Raw genomic sequence first — 23,360 nt, forward strand, 5'->3', positions numbered from 1 at the left:
GTTTTATCTATATTCGAAAACATCTGACGCCGGAAAACGGACTTTCTTTGCATGCTGGTATTTATCGTCAGCTGATCTGTACCCGCAGGCAACGGCCGCGATAGTTTTCCAGCCGGTGCCTTCAAGCTTTAACACGTCGTCATAGCCGTCTTGGTTAATTCCTTCCATCGGCAGGGTGTCGATTTCCATCAATGCCGCAGTAGTCAGTAACGAACCCATGGCAATATAGGTCTGGCGTTGGGCCCACCACTTGATGGTTTCAAAGCGCGGTCCTTTAATCAGGTCGCCAACCATCATGTCTCTGAATTTAACCAGAGCTGATGGTTCAACTCCTCGTGCTTTGGCCGCCTCAGCAACGAAGCGGTCGATATGAGCTTCGTCTAACTGTTCTTTGTATGTGAAAACGATAAAATGAGATGCTTCCGTTACCGGAGTTTGTTTGTAAGAGTGATCCAGTAGTTTTTGTCTTAACTCGGGATTTTGTACAACGATGAATTTCCAGGGTTGTAATCCGTACGAAGAGGCGGTTAAGCGTAACGACTCTGTTAGGATGTTCCAGTCCTGTTCACGAATAATCTTGGTTGGGTCAAACTTTTTACAAGCGTAACGCCAGTTAAGCTGTTTGTGAATAATCTCGTTATCGATCGCAGACATGCTTACTTCACTTCAAATTCAGAAAAAGAAAAATTAGATTTAGTCCGCATCGCTTCTTGGTCGTTGTTCTGAGCAGCTACACGCCAGAAGTACTTAACACCGGCTTCTAAACCTTTAACTTCGAAAGATGTGCCAGAGACCATTTTGTCTTCAGCAACATACATAGAGCGGTTGTTAAAACCAGCATCACGCGAAACCTGCACGTGGTAAGTTTTAGCACCTTCAGAAGCTGTCCACTCAAGTTTAACTGTTTCGCCAGAAACTTTTTCTAAAAATTTTGGAGAAGTTAATTTCACTTTTGCCGGGATTACGGCTTTGCCTGGTGTTGGTTGTTTTTCTGGAAAGATAGCGCCGATTTGTTTGTGGCGAGTGTGACTCCAGTCAGGATTTTTGCTGTCACCCTTGGCGTGATCGCCGCCACCACCAGCAGCAACTGCTTTAACATTTAAACCTAAAACCAATAAAAACGCCGCTAGGGCCACTAAAAACTTCATACAGATCTCCTAAATAAACTGGAATGATTTAATCTAATGCGAGATTGTTAAACGGGCAAGAATTTCACACATTTAGCTTGTATTTTGGCGGCGCTCAGTGCTACAAATCTCAGCAAGGTTTTGCAGATGATCGCGTGTGACGTAAGTCATACGAGGAAAGTCCGAGCTTCGCAGAGCAGCGCCTGGGGTAACGCCCCTCCACCGTAAGGTGAGGAACAGTGGAACAGAGAGAATGTCCGGGGCATTGAGCCTGATTTCGGGAACGGGAGAAATCGGGGGAGCCGCCGGAGTGAAAACAGCCAAACTCGTGCGCGAAGCAAGATCAAATAGGGAATCCCACTAGCAATAGTGGTTCTTGGTGGAGGTTTCGATTTTGCCGAAAGGCGAAGGTGACCGACATACAGAGAATAAGGGCTGCTCGCCTGAAGGTTCCGGGTACGATCGCTTGAGCCTGTTAGTAATAACAGGCCTAGAGGAATGATTATCGAACTGTGTGGACAATGTGGGAGAAAGCACAGGGAACAGAACTCGGCTTATCGCAAAACCGACCCATCTTTTTAGTAAACACAAGTGTTGACAATTTAGTTAACATCGCCTGAAGCTGGTAAATATGATTTCTATTTACCAGTTTGATTCGTACAAAAAATTCTTTAATAAATGGGTCGAACAGCAAGCCAACAAAGGCCACGGTGAATACCGTAGGCTTGCTATGGCTTTGAATGTTTCTACCACATTGATAAGCCAGATTTTTAATGCTGATAAAGAATTAAGTATGGAATTAGCCTGCGAGATGGTGGATTACCTGCATTTAAATGAAGATGAAGGCGATTATTTTTTACTTCTTGTAGAAGTTGGTAAATCGGGCTCAGTCAAACTTCGTAACAGGCTGCTTCGTCAAATTAAAGAGCGCCAGGACAAAGCCCGTAAGTTAGAAAATCGTTTAAAGAAGGATCATGTATTAGATGAACAGGCCAAGCAGATTTATTTTTCCAGTTGGCTTTATCCAGCCTTAAGGATTCTATCAGATATTCCCGAAATAAACACGGCAGAGCAAATAGCGGAAAGACTACAGGTTTCAAAAAACCATGTATTGAAAGCGCTGGATTTTTTAATTAAACATCAAATCATCATTCAAAAAAATAATAAACTGAGTTTAGGTCCGGCACATATTTATTTGCCCCCGACTGATCCACTTGCCAGCCGTAATATGATGAATTGGCGACATCTGGGGTTCAATAAAATGCAAATGCAGCACGATGATCAGTTTTTTTATTCAGGCACCTATGCACTGTCAGAGGAAGTAGCCGAAGAGATTCGTAAACGTTTACCTCAATTTGTTGAAGATATTTTAAAAGAAGTAAAACCATCACCTTCAGAGACGACCCGTTGTTTGAATATTGATTATTTTGAAATTTAATCTTTTGTGTAATCGCGAAATTTATTGTCTTCGATTAAAGATTTAAGTTCAGGATAATTAACCACAGGTGCTGTAATTTTTTTAACTAGTTTTCTGATAAAATCGTAGTCATCTGAATTTAAAGTGAATTTTTCGTTCTGTGTTCCTGGAATAAAAGGATAAGTCTCACGGCATTTCTTTTTTAATTTTTCATATTTGGCAAAGTCGTTTTCAGCAACTATCACGCGTGCGGCTTGAGCCATGCACAGATCTTGTGTTTTTTTGTATTTTAGTAAACGAATACCCATTACAATTTCATGCACCAGTAAAACAGCCTGGTCACGTTCCTGCATTTGTGCGAAGAGGTGTGAGTCGACCATGATTTTATTTAAATCCTGTAAGGCTATTTGATCAGTACGTGCATAGACGCCTAAGATGTTTTTTGAAATCTGCTCAAGATCGGTTGGTACGAAATACCAGTCGCGTTCAATGCTAAGATGGTAAAAGTCAGCAGCCAGTTCTGGATAATTCAGGCTTAAATCCGCAAGCAATGGCCTTACCAGGTTAGCATAAGAGGGGAGCTCGCTGATATTAAGAATGTAATCATCTAAAGGCTTACCTTGAATGCCGTTGCCGCCGCCAGTGCTGTCGGTTCCACCTTGCTGTAATTCAGTGCGCTGACTTTCTGCTATCGGTGCTGTTTGAATAATTGTAACTTGCTTTTTACAAGCTAAAGCAAACGAAGCTGCATATACCACAAGAAGGAGTTTTGTTAATTTCATTGAAACTCCTCCTTTTGTAGTGTGTTCAGGTTAATCAAAATCTCGCCCTGAGTTCTCTTTTTCAGAACGACCGTGTTTGTTTCAAAATCAATGTAACCAAAATCGCCAATGAATTCTTCAGATTTACCGTTTTTTAAAAAAGAGGCTTTATAATTTTTTAACGTATGCAACGGCGAGAGCTGTCCAGATTGGGCTTTATCGGCATGGAGTTCAAGACATTGTTGGGCGACACATGTTCTAAGATTGAAACCCTTGATCGTTGAAAAAGACGAAGCATGCACGATACCTGGGAAGATCATCCCCAGGCAGGCTAGTTTTAGAATGTTGGTTATAAGTTTGAACTTCATAAGCAACGGCACACTTTCAAGAAATTATTGGCAGCTAGTTTTTAGTACGAATAGGTTTGCATTGTTTTCAACAAAAATTCCACCAAGAGTGTTGTCTTTGATTGTAGTGGCTTGGTCGCACTCATTCCAGGCTTGTGGCTTAACTTGACGTAAATCAGAAATTGGATTTTTAGCCCAAGCAAAAACATCTACCTGAGTTTTGATTTTATTGTTCGTGTTAACCGTTTTTAAATCTAACTCAATGATGCCACCAAGAGCTGCGTTTAATTGGTTCACTAAATCTTGGGCTTCGGCGGGCTCATTAATACAGATACCGTCTTTGTATAGGTAGCCCTGACGGTTTTTACAAATACTGTCTTGGTATTTTAATGCCCAAGAAGTGGCTGCAGATAAATCAGAACCCAATTCAAGCATTAACTTTAATGAGTTGTCTTTACGTAGTTTTCCAAACTCAGGCTGCAACAATAAAAATTCAGTTTTTAATTTGTTAGTCATTAAATTGTGTGGGTCGACTTCTTTCAATTTTTCAAGACCATTTAATGAGTAGGCAGTATAGAACATGCCGTAAAGAACTTCGCCGGCTGCTGTTTGGCGAAGAGCAATGAAGTCGGCAGTGTTTAGCTTTTTTACTGCAATTTGTGAAGCATCGCACTCGTAAATGTATGGACCATCTTCACTTTCAACAATTTTGCAAGAATCCATTAACTCTTCTTTTATCGCCCCCTCAAAAACATAGGGATTTAAATTAATATCTAGCTCAGCTTGTTCATTTCTTTTTAAAAATTTTCTGAATTCATCAGCAGCTGCGAAGTATTGCGCTAATACGTCTTGGATATCAGATGGTTTAGTAATGGCAGGTGAGCTTTTATCAGTCAGGAAGCTTTTTAACGGAGAAGTCGGTAACTGTTTGTTGATGTATTCATCAAGAGCATTTTTTTGTTGCTCATCTAAGATAGGATAAATGCGTGTTAAAACACCGCGAAAAGCTTCAAATCTTTTTAAGAATAAATAATAAAATTCAGCTTTTTTATTCGTAGGATCTTTTTCGTATGCTGTGGCTGCCAGCTTGTAAGCTAACATAAAACTGTATGGGCTGATCAATTGTTCAGCGGCTTGCGCTAACTCATCAGAACTCGACATGTCCGAAGCTGTGATTTTAATTTTCATAGGCTCTTTAACAATCGTTTCTTTTTGGTTACATGCAGTTAATGCTAATGTTGAAACCATTCCAAAAGTGAAAATTGATTTCTTAATTTTTGTTTTCATAAAAAACTCCCTAGTCGGTGTTAAATTCATGAGCCCAAAGTAAATGAATCAAACACGAAATAATAGATCAGTTTGGTAAATAGTGAACGTAAAAATTAACCTTTTGGTTAACATGCTCATGACCTATAAAATGTACTCTTTTTTACTTTAAAGTGACTGTATTCGCCCCTGTAATGATTTATGCAGGAAAAAAATACAAATTAAGTTGCTAAAAGCTATACCTTCTTTTTCGCTAAGACAAAAAGCTCGCGGCCTTCACGGCGGGGAATTGATTTTCTCCAGCGGCCCCAGAATAAAAACTGAAAACTGTCTTTAAGTAATTCGCGGATTTCCCATTCACTGCTGCCGTACGGCGGCCCTGCGCGTTTAAGCATGGCAAAAAAGACGGCCATTAACTGGCCTTCTTCGTGAAGAAGACGGCGCCAAAGTTTAACCATTTCTTTTCTGCGGTGAGGGTCAATCGCACAAAAACAAGTGTGTTCGATGATGACATCGAAAGTGCCGTTCCATTCATGCGGCAGCGTAAAGATGTCCTGTTGGATAAAAGAAATGTTTTCTAGATGACCATACAGTTTTTTCGCCTGATCAATGGCCGCTTTAGAAAAATCGACCGCTGTGACGACATGACCTGCTTGCGCAAATAAAGCAGCGTCATGACCGGCCCCGCAACCTAAAACCAGAATGCGGGACTTCGGAAGTTTTATTCTCTGGATCATATCTTTAAAGGCCGCAGCAGGTTCGCCTAAATCCCATCCGGGATTACCTTCATTGTAAATCCCGGTCCAAAATTCAGAATCTTCGATGTTCGGATTTTCAAAATAGTATTCAGGAGTTTCGACTTTGATGCCAGCGAGAGTAAAACTGTCGTCATCAAATTCATCGCAGGCATCAAACAGCTTGGCCTGTGCTTTTTCCGTTAAACGAAACGGGGCGTGCGTTGTGGTTAAACCACAGATGCGGTCAAACGGATCGAGACTGAACTTGGTCAGATCGGCTTCAAACGTCAGCTGTTGCTGTGTTTCGATAAATATTTTATTTTCTCGGGCGGTAACTTTGTGAGCGAATAACGGATGATCAAAAGCTTCTACAAGGTATCTGGTTTTTTCAAAAGAAGTCTCAAGTGTGAAACTGTTGTTCAGGCGCATATTACGCAACAGAGTTTGCGCCACTTCGCCATCGGGAATTGCTTTTTCGCTCTCTGCCAAAAACAATTCGCCGTGTTCGTTAATCGTCAGAATATTCATTAAAAAATTAGCGGCTTTCTGTCGGAGCTGAAGCTGCCGGAGTTGTTTCAGTCGGAGAAACCGCCGGAGTTTCATCTGTCGTTACCACAGGATCAGAAGCCGGTGTGCCGTCAGAAGAGATGGTTGTTCCTTCTTTGAATTCTAACGACTGTGAGCCGGCCGTTACCGATTGTAACGCCCATTTTTGCACAGCGGGATCTTCGGAAAGAGCTTTAGTTAATATCGCTTGGCCAGTGATGGTTTGGGTGGTGCCGTCGGCATCGTCGTACTGGTAAGAAAAATGCGCCTTCACTTTATTGTCGTCGATTTTTTCGGTAAACATCTTGTTCAAACGGAAACCGGTCATCGATGGCAGTTTAGCTTTAACGCTTTCCTCGATCAGGATTGATAATTTGCTCTGAATGCCAGCATGAATGTCCGTGCCCATTTGCGACGGTGAGTTAAAAAGGCACCAAGTCCAAATAAACGCTGAAACGAATAAAACAAAGCTGAAAATTTTGATCATAGTTCAAGTTCCTATCATGACTTTAGAAATATGGTCTGCCAGAGGCAGATCAAACTGTATACAAGTAAACTTCACCATGTTAGTGTCGGGCAATCAAGCTATGAAAAAGAAATTAGTGGGGAATTTACAAGCGAATTATGTCGATAAAATCCGAGACTTCAAAGTCTGGAGTGATCTGCATACGCCGGCTCTGCTAAAACCCGCATTAAGCTATGCGTTAGAGTGGCTATCGCCTGAACTTTTAGGCACTGGCTTTGTGATCACTGAAGTAAATGACGAGTGTGTTAAGGCCAAAGTGCCTTACCAGCGTGCCAATTGCGATTTTCATGGTCAGATTCATGCTGGATTGGTGGTCAATGCCGCCTTAGAAGTGATCAGCACTTTTATATCTAAACACTGGGCAAAAAATCTGTGGGAAATCAAAAATTACCAGCTTGAACTCAGCAAAAATTTAAAATGGGATAAAGACCTAGCGCTGCAGTTCTCTTGCAGCGAGCAGGACATGGATAAGTTTATCCTGTCTTTGCAAAAAAATGATCAGGTGGCGTTTGAGGGCACGGTTTTTATCGCGATGAAGAATTCAAGCCAGTCTGATTCTGTAAAATTAAAACTAAATATTATTAAACTTAAGCTGTTGGCTTAAGCGATTTTCAAAGTTCGGGGAAACTGTGATTTTAGAAACCAGCGTACAAAACCAGTCAGAAGAGTTTAAAAAAAATTACAAACAAATGATGTCGACAGTTGAAAACTGGAGAGCGCGTGTTGCCAAAGTTAAATTAGGCGGCGGCGAAGAGGCACTTAAAAAACATAAATCGCGCGGTAAACTAACAGCGCGTGAACGTGTCGAAGCCTTGCTTGATCATGGCACTGCGTTTTTAGAGTTTTCGACTTTGGCAGCCTATGGCATGTACGACGACCAGGCACCGGCAGCCGGTGTGATTACCGGAATCGGTGTGATCGAAGGTGTTGAGTGCATGATCGTGGCTAATGATGCAACGGTAAAAGGCGGAACTTATTTTCCGATGACCGTAAAAAAACACTTACGCGCGCAAGAAGTGGCCTTAGAAAACGGTTTACCCTGCATTTATTTAGTCGATAGTGGCGGTGCATTTTTACCGTTACAATCAGAAGTGTTTCCGGACCGAGACCACTTCGGAAGAATTTTCTATAACCAGGCCCGCATGTCGGCCCGTAATATCCCGCAGATCTCTGTGGTGATGGGTTCATGTACGGCCGGTGGCGCTTATGTTCCGTCGATGTCAGATGAAAACGTGATCGTTAAAGATAACGGCACTATTTTCTTAGGTGGACCTCCGCTCGTAAAAGCGGCAACCGGTGAAGTCGTAGATGCGCAGGAACTTGGTGGCGCCAATACCCACTGTCAGATGTCAGGTGTAACTGATCACTTCGCTGAAGATGATCAGCACGCAATTGAAATCACCCGTTCGATTGTTAAACATTTAAATCACCGAAAAGTGATGTCGTTAAAAACCCAGCCGATCGAAGAGCCGTTATTTGATGCCAACGAGCTGTACGGAATTTTACCGGCGGATTCACGTATTCCGTTTGATGTGCGTGAAGTGATTGCCAGAATCGTCGACGGTTCTAAGTTTCATGAATTTAAACCGCTGTTCGGCAATACCTTAGTTACAGGTTTTGCCCATATCTGGGGAATGCCGGTCGGAATTATCGCCAACAACGGTGTACTATTTTCTGAGTCAGCCCAGAAAGCCGCGCACTTTATCGAGTTATGTGAACAACGTGAAGTGCCGTTAATTTTCTTACAAAATATCACCGGCTTTATGGTCGGTAAAAAATACGAGCAGGAAGGTATTGCTAAACACGGTGCTAAAATGGTTATGGCTGTATCTAATGCACGGGTTCCGAAATTTACGGTGGTGATCGGCGGCTCTTACGGTGCCGGTAACTACGGTATGTGCGGTCGTGCGTACCAGCCTCGCCAGCTTTGGATGTGGCCAAACGCGCGCATCTCAGTAATGGGTGGCGAGCAAGCAGCGAATGTTTTACTGACGGTAAAACTGGATCAGCTGGCAGCCAAAGGCCAGACGATGACAACGAGCGAGCAGGATGAATTTAAAAAACCGACCTTAGAAAAATACGATTACGAAAGTTCAGCGTATTTCTCGACGGCACGTATCTGGGATGACGGCATCATTGATCCGGTTGATACCCGCCGGGTGCTGGCGCTGGGAATTTCTGCCAGCTTAAACGCTGACTGGGGCCCGAAACTTCAGGGTGTCTTCAGGATGTAATATGAAAAACATTACCCTCACTTCAGACAACCAAGACAGTGCGATTAAAATTGTTGAACTGAACAAGCCGGAATTAAAAAACGCTTTTAATCCCGAGATGATTGCGGAGATCACCGAAACTTTTAAGCAGTTAGCGCAGGATCAGAGCGTGCGGGCTGTGGTGTTAAAAGGCGCAGGCACGGCATTTTGTGCCGGTGCTGATTTAAACTGGATGAAGTCGATGGTGGATTTTTCGTTTGAACAAAACATCAAAGACTCTGAAAAGCTGTGGGACATGTTCGAAGCGATCGCGTTTTGCGAAGCACCGGTGATCGGTATTGTTCATGGCGCTGCGTTCGGCGGGGCCTTAGGGCTTATAGCCGCCTGCGATTACGTGATCGCCGATGAAGCGACGAAATTCTGTTTCAGCGAAGTGCGTTTAGGGTTATCGCCGGCGGTGATTTCATCTTTTATCGTACGCAAGTGTGCAGATGCTCAGGTGCGCCCGTACATGCTAAACGCCGAAGTTTTTGATTCACTGGCGGCTCAGCGTATGGGTTTGGTTCATGTGATCAAAAACACCAATGATGGCTTAACAGAAGCGAGAAAATTCTCGGCCCTTGGAGCGGAAGCTACGCGCGCGACGAAAAAATTATTAAACAATATTGAAAAATCAAAGAACGAAAAGTCGTGGTTAGAACAAAAAAAGCTGACGACAACGGTCATCAGCGAACGCAGAATGTCTAAAGAAGGCCAAGAGCGTCTGAAAGCTTTTTTAAACAAGACAAAATAAACAAATCAAAATAGAAAACTTACTGGCGTAAGCTTTGCTGTGTTTCATAGAGAAGGAGGCCTCTCTATGAAACAAACATCCATGCAAAATTTTATGCGTCAATATTCGAATAAAATCCCCAAAGAAGGCGAATTAACGAAAAAAATCGAAGATTATACGGCTAAAGTGCCCTCGGTAGGATACCTGGCATTAGCGTTAGGCAGTCTTGCGTTATCAGCAGGTCTTGCGGCTTTTACCCGTCGCAGCCGCCTTGCTAATTTTGCCGGTATCTGTGGACAAAGTTTTTTAATGATCGGTATTTATAATAAATTAGTTAAACTCGAAGGGCATGATTCGATCGATCGCGGGCGTGTTCACTGAGCTAACTGGTGTCTTCTTGGCTGGCCGTCGGCTTGCATTATTACCTCCTACGGGGGAACTATGCTTATATCTAAATCGCCTATTGCCGTATTGGTTTTTATTTTAACTGCTGGCCTGTTGGTGCAGGCCAAGCCTGGTCACCAAAAACCACCACCTCAGCACGGTCCAGTGCAAGAAGAAGAAGACCGCCCGTTTTTTGATAACCGCCATAAAAAACAAAAGCCCGCTAAAGATAAACCTGCTCCGGCCAAAGTGATTATGGGTAAACCGGACTACGCCGGCAGCGGTTGTCCGCAGGGTACGGCTTCGGTTGTTATGGCCGGAGATAACCGTGCTGTTTCAATTATTTTTGATGAGTTCACGTCCGAAGCCGGCCAGGTGGCGATGAAGCAAACCACCGAAAAAAACTGCCGCCTGGTTATTCCGATCGAAGCCCCGAAAGGATTTCGTATGGCTGTCGCTCAGTTGGATTACCGCGGCTTTCATGCGTTACCGGCAAAAGCCCGGGCCAAGTTATCGGCGATTCATCAAATCCGTCACCAGGGTTTAAAAGTGCTGGGTAACCGAGTAAAAAGCCAACAGGTTTTCGAAGGCCCGCTGACGCAGGATTTTTTTATGAGCGCGGTGATTGAAAGTAAACCGCTACTAAAAATTAAAGCGCCACTGGTCGGATCTCTGGCTAACCAATTGGTTAATCCCATACTTAAAACTTGCGGCGGAACTTATAATTTAGAAGTGGATGTGAGTATTGCGGTGATCTCAAATGCAATCGGTGAACAGGCGATGATCACCCTTGATAGCATTGATGGCACTGTCAGTAACAGCAACACCAAAAATAGCGTTGCTTATCACTTACAATGGGAACAGTGCCAATAAAAAATTATTCGAGGATAAGGTGTCCGGCTTTAGTTCTTACGACTACGCCAGAGATCGTATCTGAATCGTATTCACAATCGTGACCGTTTTTAAGACCGATTTCGATACCCTGTTCAAGAACATCGGCCACGTTCAACGGGCAAATTGCGCTTTCATTGTAAAAACTGATTTCTTTGACCATTACACGGCAAAAGGTCATAGAGTTGGTGTTTAAAGAATCTACTTTGGCAATGATTTGCGCTTCACCAAGACACGCCGACTGGGCGTTAGCAGATAAAGATAATGCTAATAAAGAAAAGATAACGGCAACGGATTTCATGGGCGGGAACCTTTCGTTAAGTTTTGAAAGGTTATAACACAACTGTTGTAAAATTCAGACTGTCGAAAAAATTGTCAGCTATCTTTTACAGGTTCGTAGATGCAGACAAACAACTCGGTCTCTTCAACTAAGGAGTCTTCAGGAAACTGGTGCTTAAAAAGACCGGCATACTCTGATTTGAATTTGTCAGGATTGTCCTTAAAACCCATATGTTCGAGCATGGTCGGATCAGGCTCCCCATAAGTAGTGATAAAGGCATCAACCAGCTTGGCCTTACCCTGGATTTCTTTTTCGGTATCGCAGACCAGGTAGGTCATGCCGACTTCGCTTAAACGCTCATCGACTAGGCCCGGTTGTGCAGATTCTATGCGATCTACGGGCTCACAGCTGACAAATATGCCTCTGTTTAATATATGCATTGCAACTTGGTCTAAATACAGCCCGATTTTCATAGGTATTATTGTACAAAAGTTTAATTCAAGATTATACCTTTTTTATGTCAAAATTCACTCGTGTCGCTATTGCCAATCGTGGAGAAGTTGCTGTTCGTATCATTAAAGCCTGTGAAGAATTAGGCTTAGAAACTGTGCTATTACATTCCGAAGCGGATGTGAATTCACGGGCTTACCGCATGGCCACACATAAAGTGTGTATCGGTCCGGCGGCAACAGCTGAAAGTTATTTAAATATCGAAGCTAATATTCAGGGTGCCCTAGCAATGGGTGCCCAGGCAGTTCACCCAGGTTTTGGATTCCTGTCTGAAAACGCGCACTTCGCTCAACGCTGTGTTGATTCTGGTTTAACTTTTATCGGCCCTTCGGCAGATGCAATCCGCACGTTAGGCGATAAGGTCAGCTGTAAAGCGCTGGCTAAAAAAGCGGGGTTGCCGTTAGTACCGGGTTATGAAGGCGACGATCAAACGTTAAATACTTTAATGAAGGAAGTTGAGGCGATCGGACTTCCTGTGATCGTGAAGGCTGCGGCCGGCGGCGGTGGCCGTGGGATGAAGTTAATTAAACAAATGTCTGAGGCGGCCGAGCAGATTGAATCGGCTCAGCGTGAAGCCAAGTCAGCTTTCGGATCAGAAAAAGTTTTCTTAGAAAAATACTTAGACCGCGCTAAACATATCGAATTTCAGATTTTCGGTGATAGCACCGGAAAAGTGATGCACTTATTTGACCGCGAATGTTCAGTGCAGCGCCGCCACCAAAAAATCATCGAAGAAGCGACTTCCCCTTCATTAACTGAAGAATTGCGCCGTAAAATGGGCGAGGTGGCTGTAACACTGGGTACGCTTGGTAAATATCAGGGTGCAGGTACGGTCGAATTTTTATTACAAGACGGAAAATTTTATTTATTAGAAGTTAACACGCGCTTGCAGGTAGAACATCCGGTGACAGAAGAAGTGCTTGGTGTTGATCTGGTTAAAATGCAGATCTTAACTGCGCAAAATCAGTTCGTGTGGAATGATAACGAAGTCAGAATTCCGCGCGGTCATTCGATCGAATGCCGTATTTACGCAGAAAATTCGTACATGGGTGGGGTGCCTTCAACGGGTTTATTGGGAACCGTGCACTGGCCGGAAGGTCCGCGCCGTCGCTATGAATTCGGTTTTGAAAAAGGCGATACCATTACTTCACACTACGATCCGATGATCGCCAAAGCAATTGTCTGGGATGAGTCACGCCCGCGTGCGATCGAAAAAATGATCCGCGTTTTAAAAGACGCAACTGTATTCGGTGTACACACCAATATTCCATACTTAATTGCTATTCTCTCACACCCTGAATTTGTTGATGGCTCGATGACCACCCGCTTTATTGAGAAAAACTTTGCTGATGGCTTGAAATCAACCCACAAAGAAGATGAGCGCAAAAAATTCAGCCAGGAAATGTATAAGAAATTTATTGCTGCCGGCGCAGGGCAAACGGCGCAGGGCGTGTCTGCCGGGCAGGGCACTTTAACTTCGCCGTGGTTCAGTCATTGGAGAGGTATCTAATGAAATTGATTGATAATGTTCAAGTTGAAAAAGTCGGTCAGACTCTGTGGTTTAAATCCGGCGATCAAACCTGGTCGTACGATATTATTGATTTATCTGCAGAGGGCCAGCGCCGTAAAAAATCTAACACGGCGACACCGGATGTGATTGTTGCCCCGATGCCGGGTAAAATTACCAAAGTATTTGTAAACGCCGGCGACAGCGTTGCTGTTGGCCAGGCTTTATTGGTGATGGAAGCCATGAAAATGGAATACACACTGAAATCTGATCTGGCGACAACGGTTGAAAGTGTTTCTGCAAAGGTAAATGACCAAGTGCAGGTTGGCGCAGTTCTTGTAAAGTTAAAAAAATTAGACAACTAAAAAAGTGTAAAGAGTTATAGCTGTGGCAAAAGCAAAAGTTAAAATTGTAGAAGTCGGATTACGGGATGGATTGCAGAACGAATCCACGCCGTTAACTGTTTTGCAGCGCTTTGAGCTTTTAGAAAAATTGATCGCCGCGGGCACTAAAACTTTTGAAGTTGGTGCGTTTGTGTCTCCTAAATGGGTGCCGCAAATGGCAGTCTCAAAAGAACTGACTGAAATGGTGTTAAGTAAATATCCCGATCAAAAAAAATTCCAGTCAAGTGTGCTGGTGCCGAATGAAATCGGTATGAACAGTGCGCTTGCCACCGGCATTAAAGAAGTGGCGATTTTTGCCTCTTGTTCGGAGACTTTTTCGCAAAAAAATATTAACTGCAGCATCGAAGAAAGTTTTGAACGTTTTGCGCCGATTATGAAATTGGCCAAAAAAAATAAAATCAAAGTGCGCGGTTATTTATCAGTGTGCTTTGGTTGTCCGTTTGAAGGGGCTGTACCTGAAAAGCGGGTTGTTGAACTTGCCAAACGCCTTTATAAAATGGGCTGCTACGAAATTTCAATCGGTGACACCGTCGGTGTCGCTACGGTTAATCAGGTTAATTCGTTGTTTAAAAAATTAAAAAAAGTCGTGCCAATGGCAAAACTGGCCGGGCATTTTCACGATACCCGCGGCCAGGCTTTGGCCAATATCCTGGAGGCCTATAAGGTCGGGGTGCGCATATTTGATTCAAGCATCGGTGGCCTGGGCGGTTGTCCGTATGCCAAGGGTGCCACCGGAAATGTGGCGACTGAAGATGTGGTGTATATGTTTAATGGTATGGATGTTGCGACCGGTTTAGATATCGAAAAACTGTGCACGATCAACCGTTGGTTAGAACCGCAGATGAATCACCCGTTGTCATCACGCGTAGGCCGGGTCGGCCCCCTTAAAATCTAATCGGCCAGAGGCAATTCAATGGTAAAACACGTGTTCGCGTTGGATGCGTCGATATACATTTTGCCTTTATGAATCTTGATAATTTCGGCCGAGATACTTAAACCTAAGCCGGTTCCGCTTTTAACATCTTTAGTGGTAAAAAACGGTTTAAAAATCTGTTCGCGCATATCAACCGGTATACCACTGCCCGAATCGATGACTTTGATAAGAATATTTTTTTGATTTTTACATAGAACGACGCGAATCCATTTTTCTTTAAGTTGCAGAACCGCATCTTTGGCGTTGCTGATTAAATTTAAAATCACCTGCGAAATCTGGGTATCACGGCAATCAATAATGGCCGGTTCAGACAGCTGGTTTTCAAAAGTGATTTCAATGTTCTGGTATCGGATACTTTCTACACATAACTCTAACGACTCGATGATCACATCGGCGATATTGGTCGGTAACATCGGATCATCTTCACCATCGCGGGCGTAAGTACGTAAGCCGTTGACGATACGGCTGATACGGGTAATCGTGCTCTGGATCTTTTCCAGTTTTTCCGGAAGTAAGTCGTACTTGTTTTGTTCGAGGTGTTTTTGCACGACAAAAGCCACCGATGTTAAAATCATCAGCGGGTTATTAATTTCGTGGGCAACGCCAGCTGCTAATTCACCCAGTACTGCAAGCTTAGACGTCTGCACGGCTTTGGCCTGAATCTGATTGATGGTGTTTTGCTTATTGATATCTTCGGTAACATCAAAACCAAGAATCGAAATCTTGTCTTGTCCCGCCATCTTGTTAAACATGATTTTAAAATAAAATTCATTAATCTGGGTGATAAAACTGATCTGGTTTGATGCCGAACGGATAAACTCACGCGAACGGTCCTGTAAGTTTTGTAGATTTAAATCGGCAAAAGATACTTTTTTACCATCAGGCGAGTCTTTCAATTGCATCAGGTTTTGAAAGTATTCATTGCAGCCTTCGATATACCCTTGGGTATCGATCCACATGATGATACAGGGAGCGGTGGCCATGATATTTTGCAGTTTTGAATCCAGCGATTGAATCTGCTGTGAAGATTTAGCCTCAAGTTCTGTGTAGGCGACATCGATCAGTTTTAAAAATTCTTGCCACTGTTGCGCTGTCGGTGGCGGCGTGGTGTCGCTGAAGTTCAGCATTTTTAATTGTCGCTCTAACATTTTTGAACTCATAGCCATTTTATCGTAGTCGAAAGCTCGTAATAAAGCGAGCCTTAGAAAGTGGCCGTTTTAGGCTTGGTCTTTGATTTGCTTTTCCTATCAGGCTATGAAGCGGATGTTGTACCTGATTCTAACCATTGGATTTTACTTATCTTTTCTGACGCTGTTGCAGCTCAGTAAAGACCATCCCTGTATTGATTCTACGTTAGTCGAAAAGTTAGACGTCATCGGCCGCGATGGCAATGCCACACTGTTTACTTGTTCGCTGCGCCGGGCAGCCGACTTTTCGCAAAAAGCCGATGACTATGTGACCGCTATTGAGGGCCGCTTAAATCAGCTGGCACTGGTGCTAAACAAAATTAAGCCGATGCCGGTCAAGGCACAGGTGATTGTTGATGAAAATAACCCGCTGAAGTTTCGCCTCGATAAAAACCAGATCCATATTGGTAAACATCTGGTAACGGTGCGCGGGCACCTCGAACTTGCAGTGATCCGCGTCTGGTTACAGAGCACAAACTTACAGGATGAGCAGACACAGTTACTGGATCAGTCACTGGCCGATCTGGTCTATTACGCCACTTTCGGTCGATTAGACCGGCAGGATCCGGTCACAGAAATTTACCCTGAGCTGGGATTGGCGCGCTGGCCGCAGGTTTTAAAAAACCTAGATGTGTACTGTGAGTCACCATGGAAAGCCTCGGAAGATTTCGAACGGTGTGCCAGTCTTGATCAGTTAGAGCATAACCGCCGCGCACTTTTAACAATGAGCTTGCGTCCGCTGTTAACATCCAGTCTGGTTGAAGCTTATAACTCGCTGACAAGAGCTGAGCAGAACGGTTTTTTACAGGAGATCCCGCGGCTGGTGAGTGAACGTTCGATTGATTCTGAAAATGCGATTGAATTTTTGCTCGATCAGGATAACGCCCTTAAAGAAGGTCTAAGCATTTTAAAAGTATTTACTGACCAGTTCAGCTTAAAGCATGAAGCCACTTTTCCGCAGCGCCGTTTTATCGCGCGGTTAAATCAGTACCTGCAAAGCCGCGGTGTTGCGGACTCCTTTGCTGAAGCCTATTTCGACGTGCTGATCGAGTTTCCGGAAAACTTAAATACAGCATCTGAAATGTTTAAATCTTTAGAGGCGGCATCGAAGCAAAACTTAAATCTGCAGATTGCAGTTAAAGATCAGGGGCAGATCTGGATTCTGCCGTCCCGCAGTGGTTTATCGCTGAAGATTTTTGATCAGGTTAAAATCCGCCAGCATGTTTTCTTTGCGTGTCCGATTTTAAAAGAGATTGATTTGGCCCGTTTTACCGGCAGCTCAGAAAAGCTGTTAATGATTAAGGGCTGCGACAGTGGCCGTTCTTATGCCTTTGATATGCTGTTTAAGTACGGTGCCCAGGAATTTACCAAAACTGAATCTCAACTGGCTTTCATCCAGTTTCACTTACCTTCATTGCAGCAACGAATTGCGGATCTTCAGCACATCAAAAACTTCTTTGAGTTAGTCCAGAATCGGGACGTTACGCAGCGTGAGTTCCAATTGCTGGGCTGGCAAGACGTGCAATGGAACGAAAAATATCACTTTTATAAGCCAAAAGCGGTTATAGACGCCATCGAGTTTTTTAGAGTAGATGGTCTACAGAAATCTAATTAGATCAAAACGTCTAAAATAAATCTTAAAGATAATTTTACTAAACTATCCGCCCAAAAAAGGGTAACATGGAGACATGACGCAAAATCTTAAAAAAATCTGCTGGTCGGTTACATTATTTCTGGTTTTAAACCCGATTATTTCAATTGTAACGCTGGTGTTATACCTTGTTTTTTCTAATAGCTATACCGTGGGCCATATTGGCTGGATTACCGTATTTGGTTTACTTTTCGCCATTGCAACCAACTTAAGTATCACGATGGGATACCACCGTTTATACTCACACAAATCTTACGAAGCGCACCCTATCTTAGAAGCGATTTTACTGCTGATCGGTGCCGGTGCTTTCCAGGGTTCTTGTTTAAAATGGTCAAGTGATCACCGTATTCACCACCGTTTCGAAGATACGGATAAAGATCCATATTCAATCAACAAAGGTTTTTTCTACGCACATATGGGCTGGATGATGTTACATGATTCAGTAAGCCTTCCGATTCATGCGCCGGATTTAGAAAAAAACAAGTTAGTTAAATTGCAGCACGATTACTACTTGTTCTGGGCCATCGGTGTAGGTTATCTAATGCCGCTTCTTGTAGGCTGGGCTTTAGGTAACGCGTTCTTAGGATTAGTGATTGCTGGCGGCATCAGAATTTTCTTAACGCAGCAGTCGACCTTCTTTATTAATTCGTTAGCCCACACCCTGGGTAATACGCCGTACTCGAAAAACCTGACAGCAAAAGATTCGATCATCATGGCATTTTTAACCCATGGTGAGGGCTACCATAACTTCCACCATAAGTTTCAGTTTGATTACCGCAACGGGATCAAGTGGTACCACTGGGATCCGACTAAATGGTCAATTCAGATTGCTTCATTTATGGGTTTAGCTAAAAAGCTTAAAACGGTTCAATTTTCTGAGATCTTAAGAGCAAAGTTAGAAACTGAATCGCTGAATTTCCAGAATTCACAATTCTATAAAGAAACTCTGGAACCACTTTCGGCCAAGATAGTTGCCGCCCAGATCAGGTTTGACCAGGCCAAGGCTGAATACAAATTAAGTTGCCAGAAAAATTACGAAGAAAAAATTGCCCAACTTCAGTTCGAGATGGATTTACTTCGTCATGAAATCAAAGCGATGCAGAAAACCTGGAACATCTACATCAAATCAGGCGGGATGTACTTACAGCCAGCCCGCGTTCGTATTTAGTAAGATGAATCTTAGTATTTAGATTTGGTCGCGCGTTTTTCTTGTTTTTTCTTTTCGACCACGCGGTTTTTATCATCGACAAAAACCACATTTGGTTCGTGTTTGTGCGCGTCGGCCAGATCAATCGATGTGTAAGAAATAATAATAACTTTATCGCCTTTTTGCACCAAGCGGGCTGCGGCTCCGTTTAAGCAAATTTCGCCTTTTTTGCCGGCGATAATATAAGTGCTAAAGCGTGCGCCGTTATTGCAGTTGACGATATCTACTTTTTGGTTAAGAAACATTTTTGCTTCTTTTAATAAAGAAGTATCAATTGAAACTGATCCTTCATACATTAAGTCAGCACCAGTAACAGTAGCGCGGTGAATTTTTGCATACATCATGTCGATTTTCATAAGTCTTTAGTTCCTTTACGTGTTTCTTTCTAACGCGATCAAGTTGCCTTTTAATACTAAATCCGGGGCAATGAGATCAAATATTTTTTCTTTTTCAAATAACGACGAAAAACCACCAGTGCCGATCACAACAGGTTTTTCACCTTTAAAGCATTCATCTGTAATCTTAGAGATGATTTCTCTCATAGCGCCTAAGTGGCCGTAATAAAGGCCCGACTGTAAGCTTTCAACTGTTGATTGGCCCAGAGCTTCGGTACGCGATACGATTTCTACCGAGGGAAGCTTAGCGGTTTTTGCCTCTAAAGATTCCATGCTTAATCTAAGGCCGGCGATAATTGATCCGCCTAAATAATCGCGTTCAGCAGTGACCGCATCAAATGTGGTCGCTGTTCCAAGATCGACGATGATTAAGTTTTTTTGCGGGTACATTTGCGTGCCGGCTACAGCGTTGGCAATGCGGTCGGCACCGACTTCCAGCGGGTTGCGGTACTTGATCTTTAAACCGGTTTTTACACCAGCTTGTAAGATAAATGGATTAATACCGAAATATTTCTGGCAGGCACCTTTAAGTGAATAAATCACTTCAGGTACTACCGAGCATAAAACAATCTTTTGGATTTTTTTAGGGTCTAAACCATTTTCTTTGATCACGGTGCGAAGAAAGATACCGACTTCGTCTGAAGATGAACCTGATTTTGAATTTTTACGGAACGACAGCAGCATTTTTTCGCCTTCAAATACGCCGCCGTAAATTTGTGTGTTACCAACATCTAAAGATAAGATCATAAAGTCTCCTTCGAACGAAGTTCCAGGGCAATGCTGATTAATTCGTTCGATAAATCATCGAGTGTTAAGTTTGGCTGGATAGCTTTGTCTTTGCTGTATACATTGAACGTGTGGTTGTCAGATTTTACCGATGCCCAGTCATTGTGAACAACCACATCACAGTTAGCCTGCTCAAAAAGTTTAGTGATTTTTTGCGTCACCAATTTTTCGTCAGTTGAAGAAGTTAATTTAAATCCGATAAGTTTAATCGCGGGGTTTAACTTTTTAACTAAATCGATCAGTTTGGGATTACGCTTTAATTTTAAAGTAATCTCTTCGCTGTCAGAATTAATTTTTCCTTCACTTGGTATAACCGAATAGTCGCTGACCGCTGCTGCATGAATAAAAACCGAGTAATCCAACGGGAGCAGAGCGCGAAGTTTTTCTTCTAATGAATTAAATGAAGTGTATTTTAAAACTTCACATTCAAATGCCGGAAGTTTTGCATTTTCAGCTGCCAGGTAGGTGATCGTAAAACCGTTTGCGATAAACTGATCTGCAATAGCGGCAGCTGTTTTACCAGTGCTTTTATTACTGATCACGCGCACATCATCAATCGGCTCTTGTGTGCCTCCGGCAGAGATAAGAATTTTTTTGGCTTTGGCCGGTGTAACTGCTGCAGGTTTACTTGCCACCGTTGGCATTTTCAGATCTTCAATCGCGGTGATCATTTGCTCTGGTTCTAATAATCGGCCGACACCGATCTCGCCGCAGGCTAAAACACCCGACGCCGAATCTAAAATATCAACGCCCCAGGATTTTAGCTTCGCTATTGATTGCTGGGTCGACGGGTGCTGATACATTTTTGTATTCATCGCCGGAAACACCGCCCACGGTTTATTAAAATCATGCGCTAAAAATAAAGTCGAAGCCAAATCATCAGCAATACCGGACGCCAGTTTATTTAAGTAGTTAGCTGTCGCTGGCGCCACCACGATCGCATCGGCCCAGCGTACCAGATTGATGTGATCCATATTAGAGCCGTTGGCGTATAGATCGGTGTGCACTTGTTCGCCGGTTAAACCTTCAATGGTCGAAGGGCCGACAAACTTTAATGCCGCATCAGTTGCCACCACTTTGATCTGATAATTCTGTTTTTTTAAATGACTAAGTACGTTCATCACTTTGTATAAAGCAATTGAGCCAGTCAGGATAAATAATAATTTAGGGTTGGTATTAGATTTCAACATTGTCGATTAACCTAATCCCTTCTAGCGTTGCTGCCACATATCTGCGGTTGCCAATATCTTCTAAGTAATCCACGACGAAACCCTCAGCGGTTAAAATTTCGCGTGCGGCTTCGGTTGAGATTTTTTGCGATATGGTTTTAAAAATCAGGCTCGCTTTGTCTTTCCCTGCATCAGATAAACGCATATTGCGCGAACTCATCGCCAGACCTGAGGCTTCACGCACCGTCGGAAGCCCGATAATTTCTGTCGGTAAAAACAGTGCCTTACTCATATCAGAGATTAATTTGTACTGCTGGTAATCTTTCATGCCGAAGTAAGCACGCTGGCAGCCGGTGATTTGTAAAAGTTTAAGCACTACGGTTAATACACCGTCAAAATGACCGGGTCGGTGTGCACCACAGAGTTTGGTTGAAAAATCATTTTCGCTTAATTTAAAGCGGTAGTTATCCGGATAAATATCGGCAAACTGCGGAAAGAATAAAACATCCACACCGGAATCAGAGCAGGTTTTTAAATCGGCTTCAAAAGTTTTTGGGTACTTTTCTAAATCAGTGGCATTGTTAAATTGCGTCGGGTTAACAAACACGCTGGCAATGGTCAGCTCATTTTCACTGGCCGCTTTTTTCATTAAGCTAGCGTGGCCTGCGTGCAGTGCTCCCATCGTTGGGACAAAACCGATCGACGAATACTTTTTTCGGTATTCGATCAGGTCCTGCGGTTTTTCGATCACTATGGTTTGTTTCATCTTATTCGTACCCGTTTTCTGGTTTCGGAAATGTCACAGCCGTAACTTCATCAGCGTATTGGTTTAACGCGGTTAAAATGTGGCCATGTTCGGTTGCGAATTTTTTTAAAAATTTAGGGTTAAACTCAGGGTTCATGCCCAGCATATCCTGTAAAACCAAAACCTGGCCGTCGGTGCCGGAGCCCGCACCGATACCGATGGTCGGAATAGCCAAGCTTTGGGTAACCTTTTCAGCCAAGACCGAAGGGATACATTCTAATACCAACGAGAAACATCCGGCCTGTTGCATGATTAAAGCGTCATGCAGAAGTTTATCGGCCGAAGTTTGCGAGCGCCCTTGAATTTTCGGGCCACCTAATTGGTGGATAGATTGCGGCGTTAACCCTAGGTGGCCCATCACCGGCACGCCGGATTCAACGATATGTTTAATTAGTTCAGCGTGACCGTCGGCGTTTTCAATTTTTACCGCATGGGCGCCGGCCACCATTAATTTTTGCACATCGTTCATCGCGGTTTCTAAGCCCTTGCGAGTCGACATAAACGGCATATCGGCCACGATAAATTTGTTTCCCGCGCCACGGGCCACAGCTGCCGTATGCAGCGCCATCATTTCTATGGTTGCATGTAAGGTGTTGGGATATCCGTGGATAACCTGGGCCAGTGAATCGCCGACTAAAATAGTATCGACCTTTGATTCAGCTACGATTTTAGCAAAGCTGTAATCGTAGCAAGTTACCATCGAGATTTTTTCTTTTTTATTTTTTTTGCTGGCAAAATCCAAAATCGTTTTCATGGCCCTATCCTTGTAAAAAACTTTGGTAAATGTGTTTAAGTTTTGAATTTACTTTTTCCAGTGCCGACAGGTTTTTGCTGATCGTCTCTTTATCATTACGCACGATCGGGCCGGTGACAGCCTGTGCACCAGAGTTAAAAAAGTTAGTTAAACTTTGTTGTAAGAATAATTGCACCGCTTGGGGCGGAACTTTCAGATCGGCAAACTGTGGCGCTGTTTCGCTCCATAGTAGTTGCGGCAGATTGCCTGCAGCTACACACAGGGCGTGGTACAGTGCTTTGTCTTCGGCACGTAATTTAAAAAACGCATTGGTAAAACCAGGTAAAGCATCAGTTAGCTGATCTGCACCGGTTAAGCCAAAGTGAATTTTACTGTAAGTTTCAAGATCGTAAAGGTCATGGGGAAAGGTCATCAGTGGGTGAGCCGCGATCAAATCACTGTGATGAACGCTTCCGCTAAAGTGCACAACTTTTTGGCCAGTTAACAATGGTTTAAGTGTGTTTTGGTAAAAAGGAACCAGAGCACTGTCGCTGATTGCCAGCCACACGTAATCGATATTTTGCAGATTTAATGGCATTGTTGAACGTCGATGCCAATGTTGGACAGGTTTTTGTAATTGGGTGCACCAATGTAATAGATGCTTTGCCAGACGGCCATCGCCGATAATTAATATTCGTTTTGCAACCACTGGGTGGTCTAAATTCGTTTTCATATTTTCTCCGGTACCTGTCGACTATCTAACTTTCGATCAAGTCCAATAAAACACTTACTTAGAGTGTATACT

General features: G+C 43.3%; 27 protein-coding genes and 1 other RNA gene. 12 read left to right on the forward strand and 16 right to left on the reverse strand.

Annotated elements, in window-relative coordinates; translation table 11 throughout:
• Positions 1 to 3 precede the first annotated feature (3 nt).
• Positions 4 to 654, reverse strand: coding sequence for an NAD(P)H-dependent oxidoreductase (locus tag AC04MM_RS06145; protein WP_475379451.1), 651 nt, complete (start codon positions 652 to 654; stop codon positions 4 to 6).
• Positions 655 to 656: 2 nt separating this feature from the next.
• On the reverse strand, positions 657 to 1,148 hold the full coding sequence (locus tag AC04MM_RS06150; protein WP_475379452.1) for a fibronectin type III domain-containing protein: 492 nt from the start codon (positions 1,146 to 1,148) through the stop codon (positions 657 to 659).
• Positions 1,149 to 1,262: 114 nt separating this feature from the next.
• On the opposite strand from AC04MM_RS06150, the gene rnpB reads away from it, so the two are divergent.
• Both rnpB and AC04MM_RS06160 read left to right on the forward strand, forming a co-directional pair.
• Positions 1,263 to 1,700: RNase P RNA component class A (rnpB, locus tag AC04MM_RS06155), an RNA gene on the forward strand.
• Positions 1,701 to 1,758: 58 nt separating this feature from the next.
• The gene (locus tag AC04MM_RS06160; RefSeq protein ID WP_475379453.1) at positions 1,759 to 2,565 is read left to right on the forward strand and encodes a TIGR02147 family protein; all 807 of its coding nucleotides are present in this window, start codon (positions 1,759 to 1,761) and stop codon (positions 2,563 to 2,565) included.
• On the opposite strand, the gene AC04MM_RS06165 is transcribed toward AC04MM_RS06160, so the two are convergent.
• The 5 genes from AC04MM_RS06165 to AC04MM_RS06185 all read right to left on the reverse strand — a co-directional run bounded on the left by AC04MM_RS06165 (position 2,562) and on the right by AC04MM_RS06185 (position 6,688).
• Positions 2,562 to 3,326: a hypothetical protein gene (locus tag AC04MM_RS06165; protein ID WP_475379454.1), complete on the reverse strand. Its 765-nt coding sequence runs from the start codon at positions 3,324 to 3,326 to the stop codon at positions 2,562 to 2,564. The two genes, AC04MM_RS06160 and AC04MM_RS06165, sit on opposite strands and share 4 nt — an antisense overlap.
• The gene (locus AC04MM_RS06170) at positions 3,323 to 3,673 is read right to left on the reverse strand and encodes a hypothetical protein (RefSeq protein WP_475379455.1); all 351 of its coding nucleotides are present in this window, start codon (positions 3,671 to 3,673) and stop codon (positions 3,323 to 3,325) included. The genes AC04MM_RS06165 and AC04MM_RS06170 overlap by 4 nt, the downstream gene beginning before the upstream one ends.
• Positions 3,674 to 3,697: 24 nt before the next feature.
• Positions 3,698 to 4,939, reverse strand: coding sequence for a hypothetical protein (locus AC04MM_RS06175; protein ID WP_475379456.1), 1,242 nt, complete (start codon positions 4,937 to 4,939; stop codon positions 3,698 to 3,700).
• Positions 4,940 to 5,154: 215 nt separating this feature from the next.
• Positions 5,155 to 6,183: a class I SAM-dependent methyltransferase gene (locus tag AC04MM_RS06180; protein ID WP_475379457.1), complete on the reverse strand. Its 1,029-nt coding sequence runs from the start codon at positions 6,181 to 6,183 to the stop codon at positions 5,155 to 5,157.
• Positions 6,184 to 6,190: 7 nt separating this feature from the next.
• Positions 6,191 to 6,688 carry a hypothetical protein gene (locus tag AC04MM_RS06185; protein ID WP_475379458.1) on the reverse strand — a complete coding sequence of 166 codons (498 nt, stop codon included), beginning with the start codon at positions 6,686 to 6,688 and terminating at the stop codon, positions 6,191 to 6,193.
• Positions 6,689 to 6,788: 100 nt separating this feature from the next.
• Here AC04MM_RS06185 and AC04MM_RS06190 point away from each other — a divergent pair, with 100 nt between their 5' ends.
• The 5 genes from AC04MM_RS06190 to AC04MM_RS06210 all read left to right on the forward strand — a co-directional run bounded on the left by AC04MM_RS06190 (position 6,789) and on the right by AC04MM_RS06210 (position 10,969).
• Positions 6,789 to 7,331, forward strand: coding sequence for a hypothetical protein (locus tag AC04MM_RS06190; protein ID WP_475379459.1), 543 nt, complete (start codon positions 6,789 to 6,791; stop codon positions 7,329 to 7,331).
• Between the two features lie 85 nt (positions 7,332 to 7,416).
• Positions 7,417 to 8,961, forward strand: coding sequence for a carboxyl transferase domain-containing protein (locus AC04MM_RS06195; protein ID WP_475379571.1), 1,545 nt, complete (start codon positions 7,417 to 7,419; stop codon positions 8,959 to 8,961).
• 1 nt (position 8,962) lies between these two features.
• Positions 8,963 to 9,733 (forward strand): enoyl-CoA hydratase-related protein, encoded by a 771-nt coding sequence (locus AC04MM_RS06200; protein ID WP_475379460.1) that lies wholly within the window; start codon positions 8,963 to 8,965, stop codon positions 9,731 to 9,733.
• Positions 9,734 to 9,799: 66 nt separating this feature from the next.
• Positions 9,800 to 10,093, forward strand: a complete 294-nt coding sequence (locus tag AC04MM_RS06205) for a hypothetical protein (RefSeq protein WP_475379461.1) — start codon at positions 9,800 to 9,802, stop codon at positions 10,091 to 10,093.
• 60 nt (positions 10,094 to 10,153) lie between these two features.
• Positions 10,154 to 10,969, forward strand: coding sequence for a DUF4360 domain-containing protein (locus AC04MM_RS06210; RefSeq protein WP_475379462.1), 816 nt, complete (start codon positions 10,154 to 10,156; stop codon positions 10,967 to 10,969).
• Between the two features lie 4 nt (positions 10,970 to 10,973).
• Here the strand turns inward: AC04MM_RS06210 and AC04MM_RS06215 are convergent, their stop codons facing one another.
• Both AC04MM_RS06215 and AC04MM_RS06220 read right to left on the reverse strand, forming a co-directional pair.
• On the reverse strand, positions 10,974 to 11,288 hold the full coding sequence (locus tag AC04MM_RS06215; protein WP_475379463.1) for a hypothetical protein: 315 nt from the start codon (positions 11,286 to 11,288) through the stop codon (positions 10,974 to 10,976).
• A gap of 74 nt (positions 11,289 to 11,362) precedes the next feature.
• Positions 11,363 to 11,740 carry a hypothetical protein gene (locus tag AC04MM_RS06220; RefSeq protein ID WP_475379464.1) on the reverse strand — a complete coding sequence of 126 codons (378 nt, stop codon included), beginning with the start codon at positions 11,738 to 11,740 and terminating at the stop codon, positions 11,363 to 11,365.
• Between the two features lie 44 nt (positions 11,741 to 11,784).
• On the opposite strand from AC04MM_RS06220, the gene AC04MM_RS06225 reads away from it, so the two are divergent.
• The 3 genes from AC04MM_RS06225 to AC04MM_RS06235 are packed head-to-tail and all read left to right on the forward strand — an operon-like array spanning position 11,785 to position 14,583.
• Positions 11,785 to 13,287: an acetyl-CoA carboxylase biotin carboxylase subunit gene (locus tag AC04MM_RS06225; protein WP_475379465.1), complete on the forward strand. Its 1,503-nt coding sequence runs from the start codon at positions 11,785 to 11,787 to the stop codon at positions 13,285 to 13,287.
• Positions 13,287 to 13,649 (forward strand): biotin/lipoyl-containing protein, encoded by a 363-nt coding sequence (locus AC04MM_RS06230; RefSeq protein ID WP_475379466.1) that lies wholly within the window; start codon positions 13,287 to 13,289, stop codon positions 13,647 to 13,649. The genes AC04MM_RS06225 and AC04MM_RS06230 overlap by 1 nt, the downstream gene beginning before the upstream one ends.
• A gap of 22 nt (positions 13,650 to 13,671) precedes the next feature.
• Positions 13,672 to 14,583 (forward strand): hydroxymethylglutaryl-CoA lyase, encoded by a 912-nt coding sequence (locus AC04MM_RS06235; protein WP_475379467.1) that lies wholly within the window; start codon positions 13,672 to 13,674, stop codon positions 14,581 to 14,583.
• Here AC04MM_RS06235 and AC04MM_RS06240 read toward each other — a convergent pair.
• On the reverse strand, positions 14,580 to 15,782 hold the full coding sequence (locus tag AC04MM_RS06240) for a sensor histidine kinase (RefSeq protein WP_475379468.1): 1,203 nt from the start codon (positions 15,780 to 15,782) through the stop codon (positions 14,580 to 14,582). The two genes, AC04MM_RS06235 and AC04MM_RS06240, sit on opposite strands and share 4 nt — an antisense overlap.
• Before the next feature lie 94 nt (positions 15,783 to 15,876).
• On the opposite strand from AC04MM_RS06240, the gene AC04MM_RS06245 reads away from it, so the two are divergent.
• Complete coding sequence (locus tag AC04MM_RS06245; protein WP_475379469.1) at positions 15,877 to 17,424, forward strand: hypothetical protein; 1,548 nt, start codon at positions 15,877 to 15,879, stop codon at positions 17,422 to 17,424.
• Positions 17,425 to 17,497: 73 nt separating this feature from the next.
• On the forward strand, positions 17,498 to 18,628 hold the full coding sequence (locus AC04MM_RS06250; RefSeq protein WP_475379470.1) for an acyl-CoA desaturase: 1,131 nt from the start codon (positions 17,498 to 17,500) through the stop codon (positions 18,626 to 18,628).
• An 11-nt stretch (positions 18,629 to 18,639) separates the two neighbouring features.
• Here AC04MM_RS06250 and panD read toward each other — a convergent pair whose 3' ends face one another.
• The 6 genes from panD to AC04MM_RS06280 are packed head-to-tail and all read right to left on the reverse strand — an operon-like array spanning position 18,640 to position 23,288.
• Positions 18,640 to 19,023, reverse strand: a complete 384-nt coding sequence (panD, locus tag AC04MM_RS06255) for an aspartate 1-decarboxylase (RefSeq protein WP_475379471.1) — start codon at positions 19,021 to 19,023, stop codon at positions 18,640 to 18,642.
• 15 nt (positions 19,024 to 19,038) lie between these two features.
• Positions 19,039 to 19,809 carry a type III pantothenate kinase gene (locus AC04MM_RS06260; protein WP_475379472.1) on the reverse strand — a complete coding sequence of 257 codons (771 nt, stop codon included), beginning with the start codon at positions 19,807 to 19,809 and terminating at the stop codon, positions 19,039 to 19,041.
• Positions 19,806 to 21,038 carry a bifunctional phosphopantothenoylcysteine decarboxylase/phosphopantothenate--cysteine ligase CoaBC gene (gene coaBC / locus AC04MM_RS06265; protein ID WP_475379473.1) on the reverse strand — a complete coding sequence of 411 codons (1,233 nt, stop codon included), beginning with the start codon at positions 21,036 to 21,038 and terminating at the stop codon, positions 19,806 to 19,808. Before coaBC ends, AC04MM_RS06260 begins: the two co-directional genes overlap by 4 nt.
• Positions 21,025 to 21,783, reverse strand: coding sequence for a pantoate--beta-alanine ligase (gene panC, locus AC04MM_RS06270; RefSeq protein ID WP_475379474.1), 759 nt, complete (start codon positions 21,781 to 21,783; stop codon positions 21,025 to 21,027). Before panC ends, coaBC begins: the two co-directional genes overlap by 14 nt.
• 1 nt (position 21,784) lies before the next feature.
• Positions 21,785 to 22,576 (reverse strand): 3-methyl-2-oxobutanoate hydroxymethyltransferase, encoded by a 792-nt coding sequence (gene panB, locus AC04MM_RS06275; protein WP_475379475.1) that lies wholly within the window; start codon positions 22,574 to 22,576, stop codon positions 21,785 to 21,787.
• Between the two features lie 4 nt (positions 22,577 to 22,580).
• Complete coding sequence (locus AC04MM_RS06280) at positions 22,581 to 23,288, reverse strand: DUF2520 domain-containing protein (protein WP_475379476.1); 708 nt, start codon at positions 23,286 to 23,288, stop codon at positions 22,581 to 22,583.
• Positions 23,289 to 23,360 lie beyond the last annotated feature (72 nt).

Source organism: Bdellovibrio sp. SBM16 (assembly GCF_056175625.1).

Coding starts and splice junctions, on each gene's coding strand:
- AC04MM_RS06200 (WP_475379460.1), top strand. CDS start 8,963: ATGAAAAACATTACCCTCACTTCAGACAACCAAGACAGTGCGATTAAA.
- AC04MM_RS06190 (WP_475379459.1), top strand. CDS start 6,789: ATGAAAAAGAAATTAGTGGGGAATTTACAAGCGAATTATGTCGATAAA.
- AC04MM_RS06225 (WP_475379465.1), top strand. CDS start 11,785: ATGTCAAAATTCACTCGTGTCGCTATTGCCAATCGTGGAGAAGTTGCT.
- AC04MM_RS06170 (WP_475379455.1), bottom strand. CDS start 3,673: ATGAAGTTCAAACTTATAACCAACATTCTAAAACTAGCCTGCCTGGGG.
- AC04MM_RS06180 (WP_475379457.1), bottom strand. CDS start 6,183: ATGAATATTCTGACGATTAACGAACACGGCGAATTGTTTTTGGCAGAG.
- AC04MM_RS06165 (WP_475379454.1), bottom strand. CDS start 3,326: ATGAAATTAACAAAACTCCTTCTTGTGGTATATGCAGCTTCGTTTGCT.
- AC04MM_RS06230 (WP_475379466.1), top strand. CDS start 13,287: ATGAAATTGATTGATAATGTTCAAGTTGAAAAAGTCGGTCAGACTCTG.
- AC04MM_RS06150 (WP_475379452.1), bottom strand. CDS start 1,148: ATGAAGTTTTTAGTGGCCCTAGCGGCGTTTTTATTGGTTTTAGGTTTA.
- AC04MM_RS06185 (WP_475379458.1), bottom strand. CDS start 6,688: ATGATCAAAATTTTCAGCTTTGTTTTATTCGTTTCAGCGTTTATTTGG.
- panD (WP_475379471.1), bottom strand. CDS start 19,023: ATGAAAATCGACATGATGTATGCAAAAATTCACCGCGCTACTGTTACT.
- AC04MM_RS06205 (WP_475379461.1), top strand. CDS start 9,800: ATGAAACAAACATCCATGCAAAATTTTATGCGTCAATATTCGAATAAA.
- AC04MM_RS06145 (WP_475379451.1), bottom strand. CDS start 654: ATGTCTGCGATCGATAACGAGATTATTCACAAACAGCTTAACTGGCGT.
- coaBC (WP_475379473.1), bottom strand. CDS start 21,038: ATGTTGAAATCTAATACCAACCCTAAATTATTATTTATCCTGACTGGC.
- AC04MM_RS06210 (WP_475379462.1), top strand. CDS start 10,154: ATGCTTATATCTAAATCGCCTATTGCCGTATTGGTTTTTATTTTAACT.
- AC04MM_RS06245 (WP_475379469.1), top strand. CDS start 15,877: ATGAAGCGGATGTTGTACCTGATTCTAACCATTGGATTTTACTTATCT.
- panC (WP_475379474.1), bottom strand. CDS start 21,783: ATGAAACAAACCATAGTGATCGAAAAACCGCAGGACCTGATCGAATAC.
- AC04MM_RS06250 (WP_475379470.1), top strand. CDS start 17,498: ATGACGCAAAATCTTAAAAAAATCTGCTGGTCGGTTACATTATTTCTG.
- AC04MM_RS06215 (WP_475379463.1), bottom strand. CDS start 11,288: ATGAAATCCGTTGCCGTTATCTTTTCTTTATTAGCATTATCTTTATCT.
- AC04MM_RS06220 (WP_475379464.1), bottom strand. CDS start 11,740: ATGAAAATCGGGCTGTATTTAGACCAAGTTGCAATGCATATATTAAAC.
- AC04MM_RS06195 (WP_475379571.1), top strand. CDS start 7,417: ATGATGTCGACAGTTGAAAACTGGAGAGCGCGTGTTGCCAAAGTTAAA.
- panB (WP_475379475.1), bottom strand. CDS start 22,576: ATGAAAACGATTTTGGATTTTGCCAGCAAAAAAAATAAAAAAGAAAAA.
- AC04MM_RS06240 (WP_475379468.1), bottom strand. CDS start 15,782: ATGAGTTCAAAAATGTTAGAGCGACAATTAAAAATGCTGAACTTCAGC.
- AC04MM_RS06160 (WP_475379453.1), top strand. CDS start 1,759: ATGATTTCTATTTACCAGTTTGATTCGTACAAAAAATTCTTTAATAAA.
- AC04MM_RS06175 (WP_475379456.1), bottom strand. CDS start 4,939: ATGAAAACAAAAATTAAGAAATCAATTTTCACTTTTGGAATGGTTTCA.
- AC04MM_RS06280 (WP_475379476.1), bottom strand. CDS start 23,288: ATGAAAACGAATTTAGACCACCCAGTGGTTGCAAAACGAATATTAATT.
- AC04MM_RS06260 (WP_475379472.1), bottom strand. CDS start 19,809: ATGATCTTATCTTTAGATGTTGGTAACACACAAATTTACGGCGGCGTA.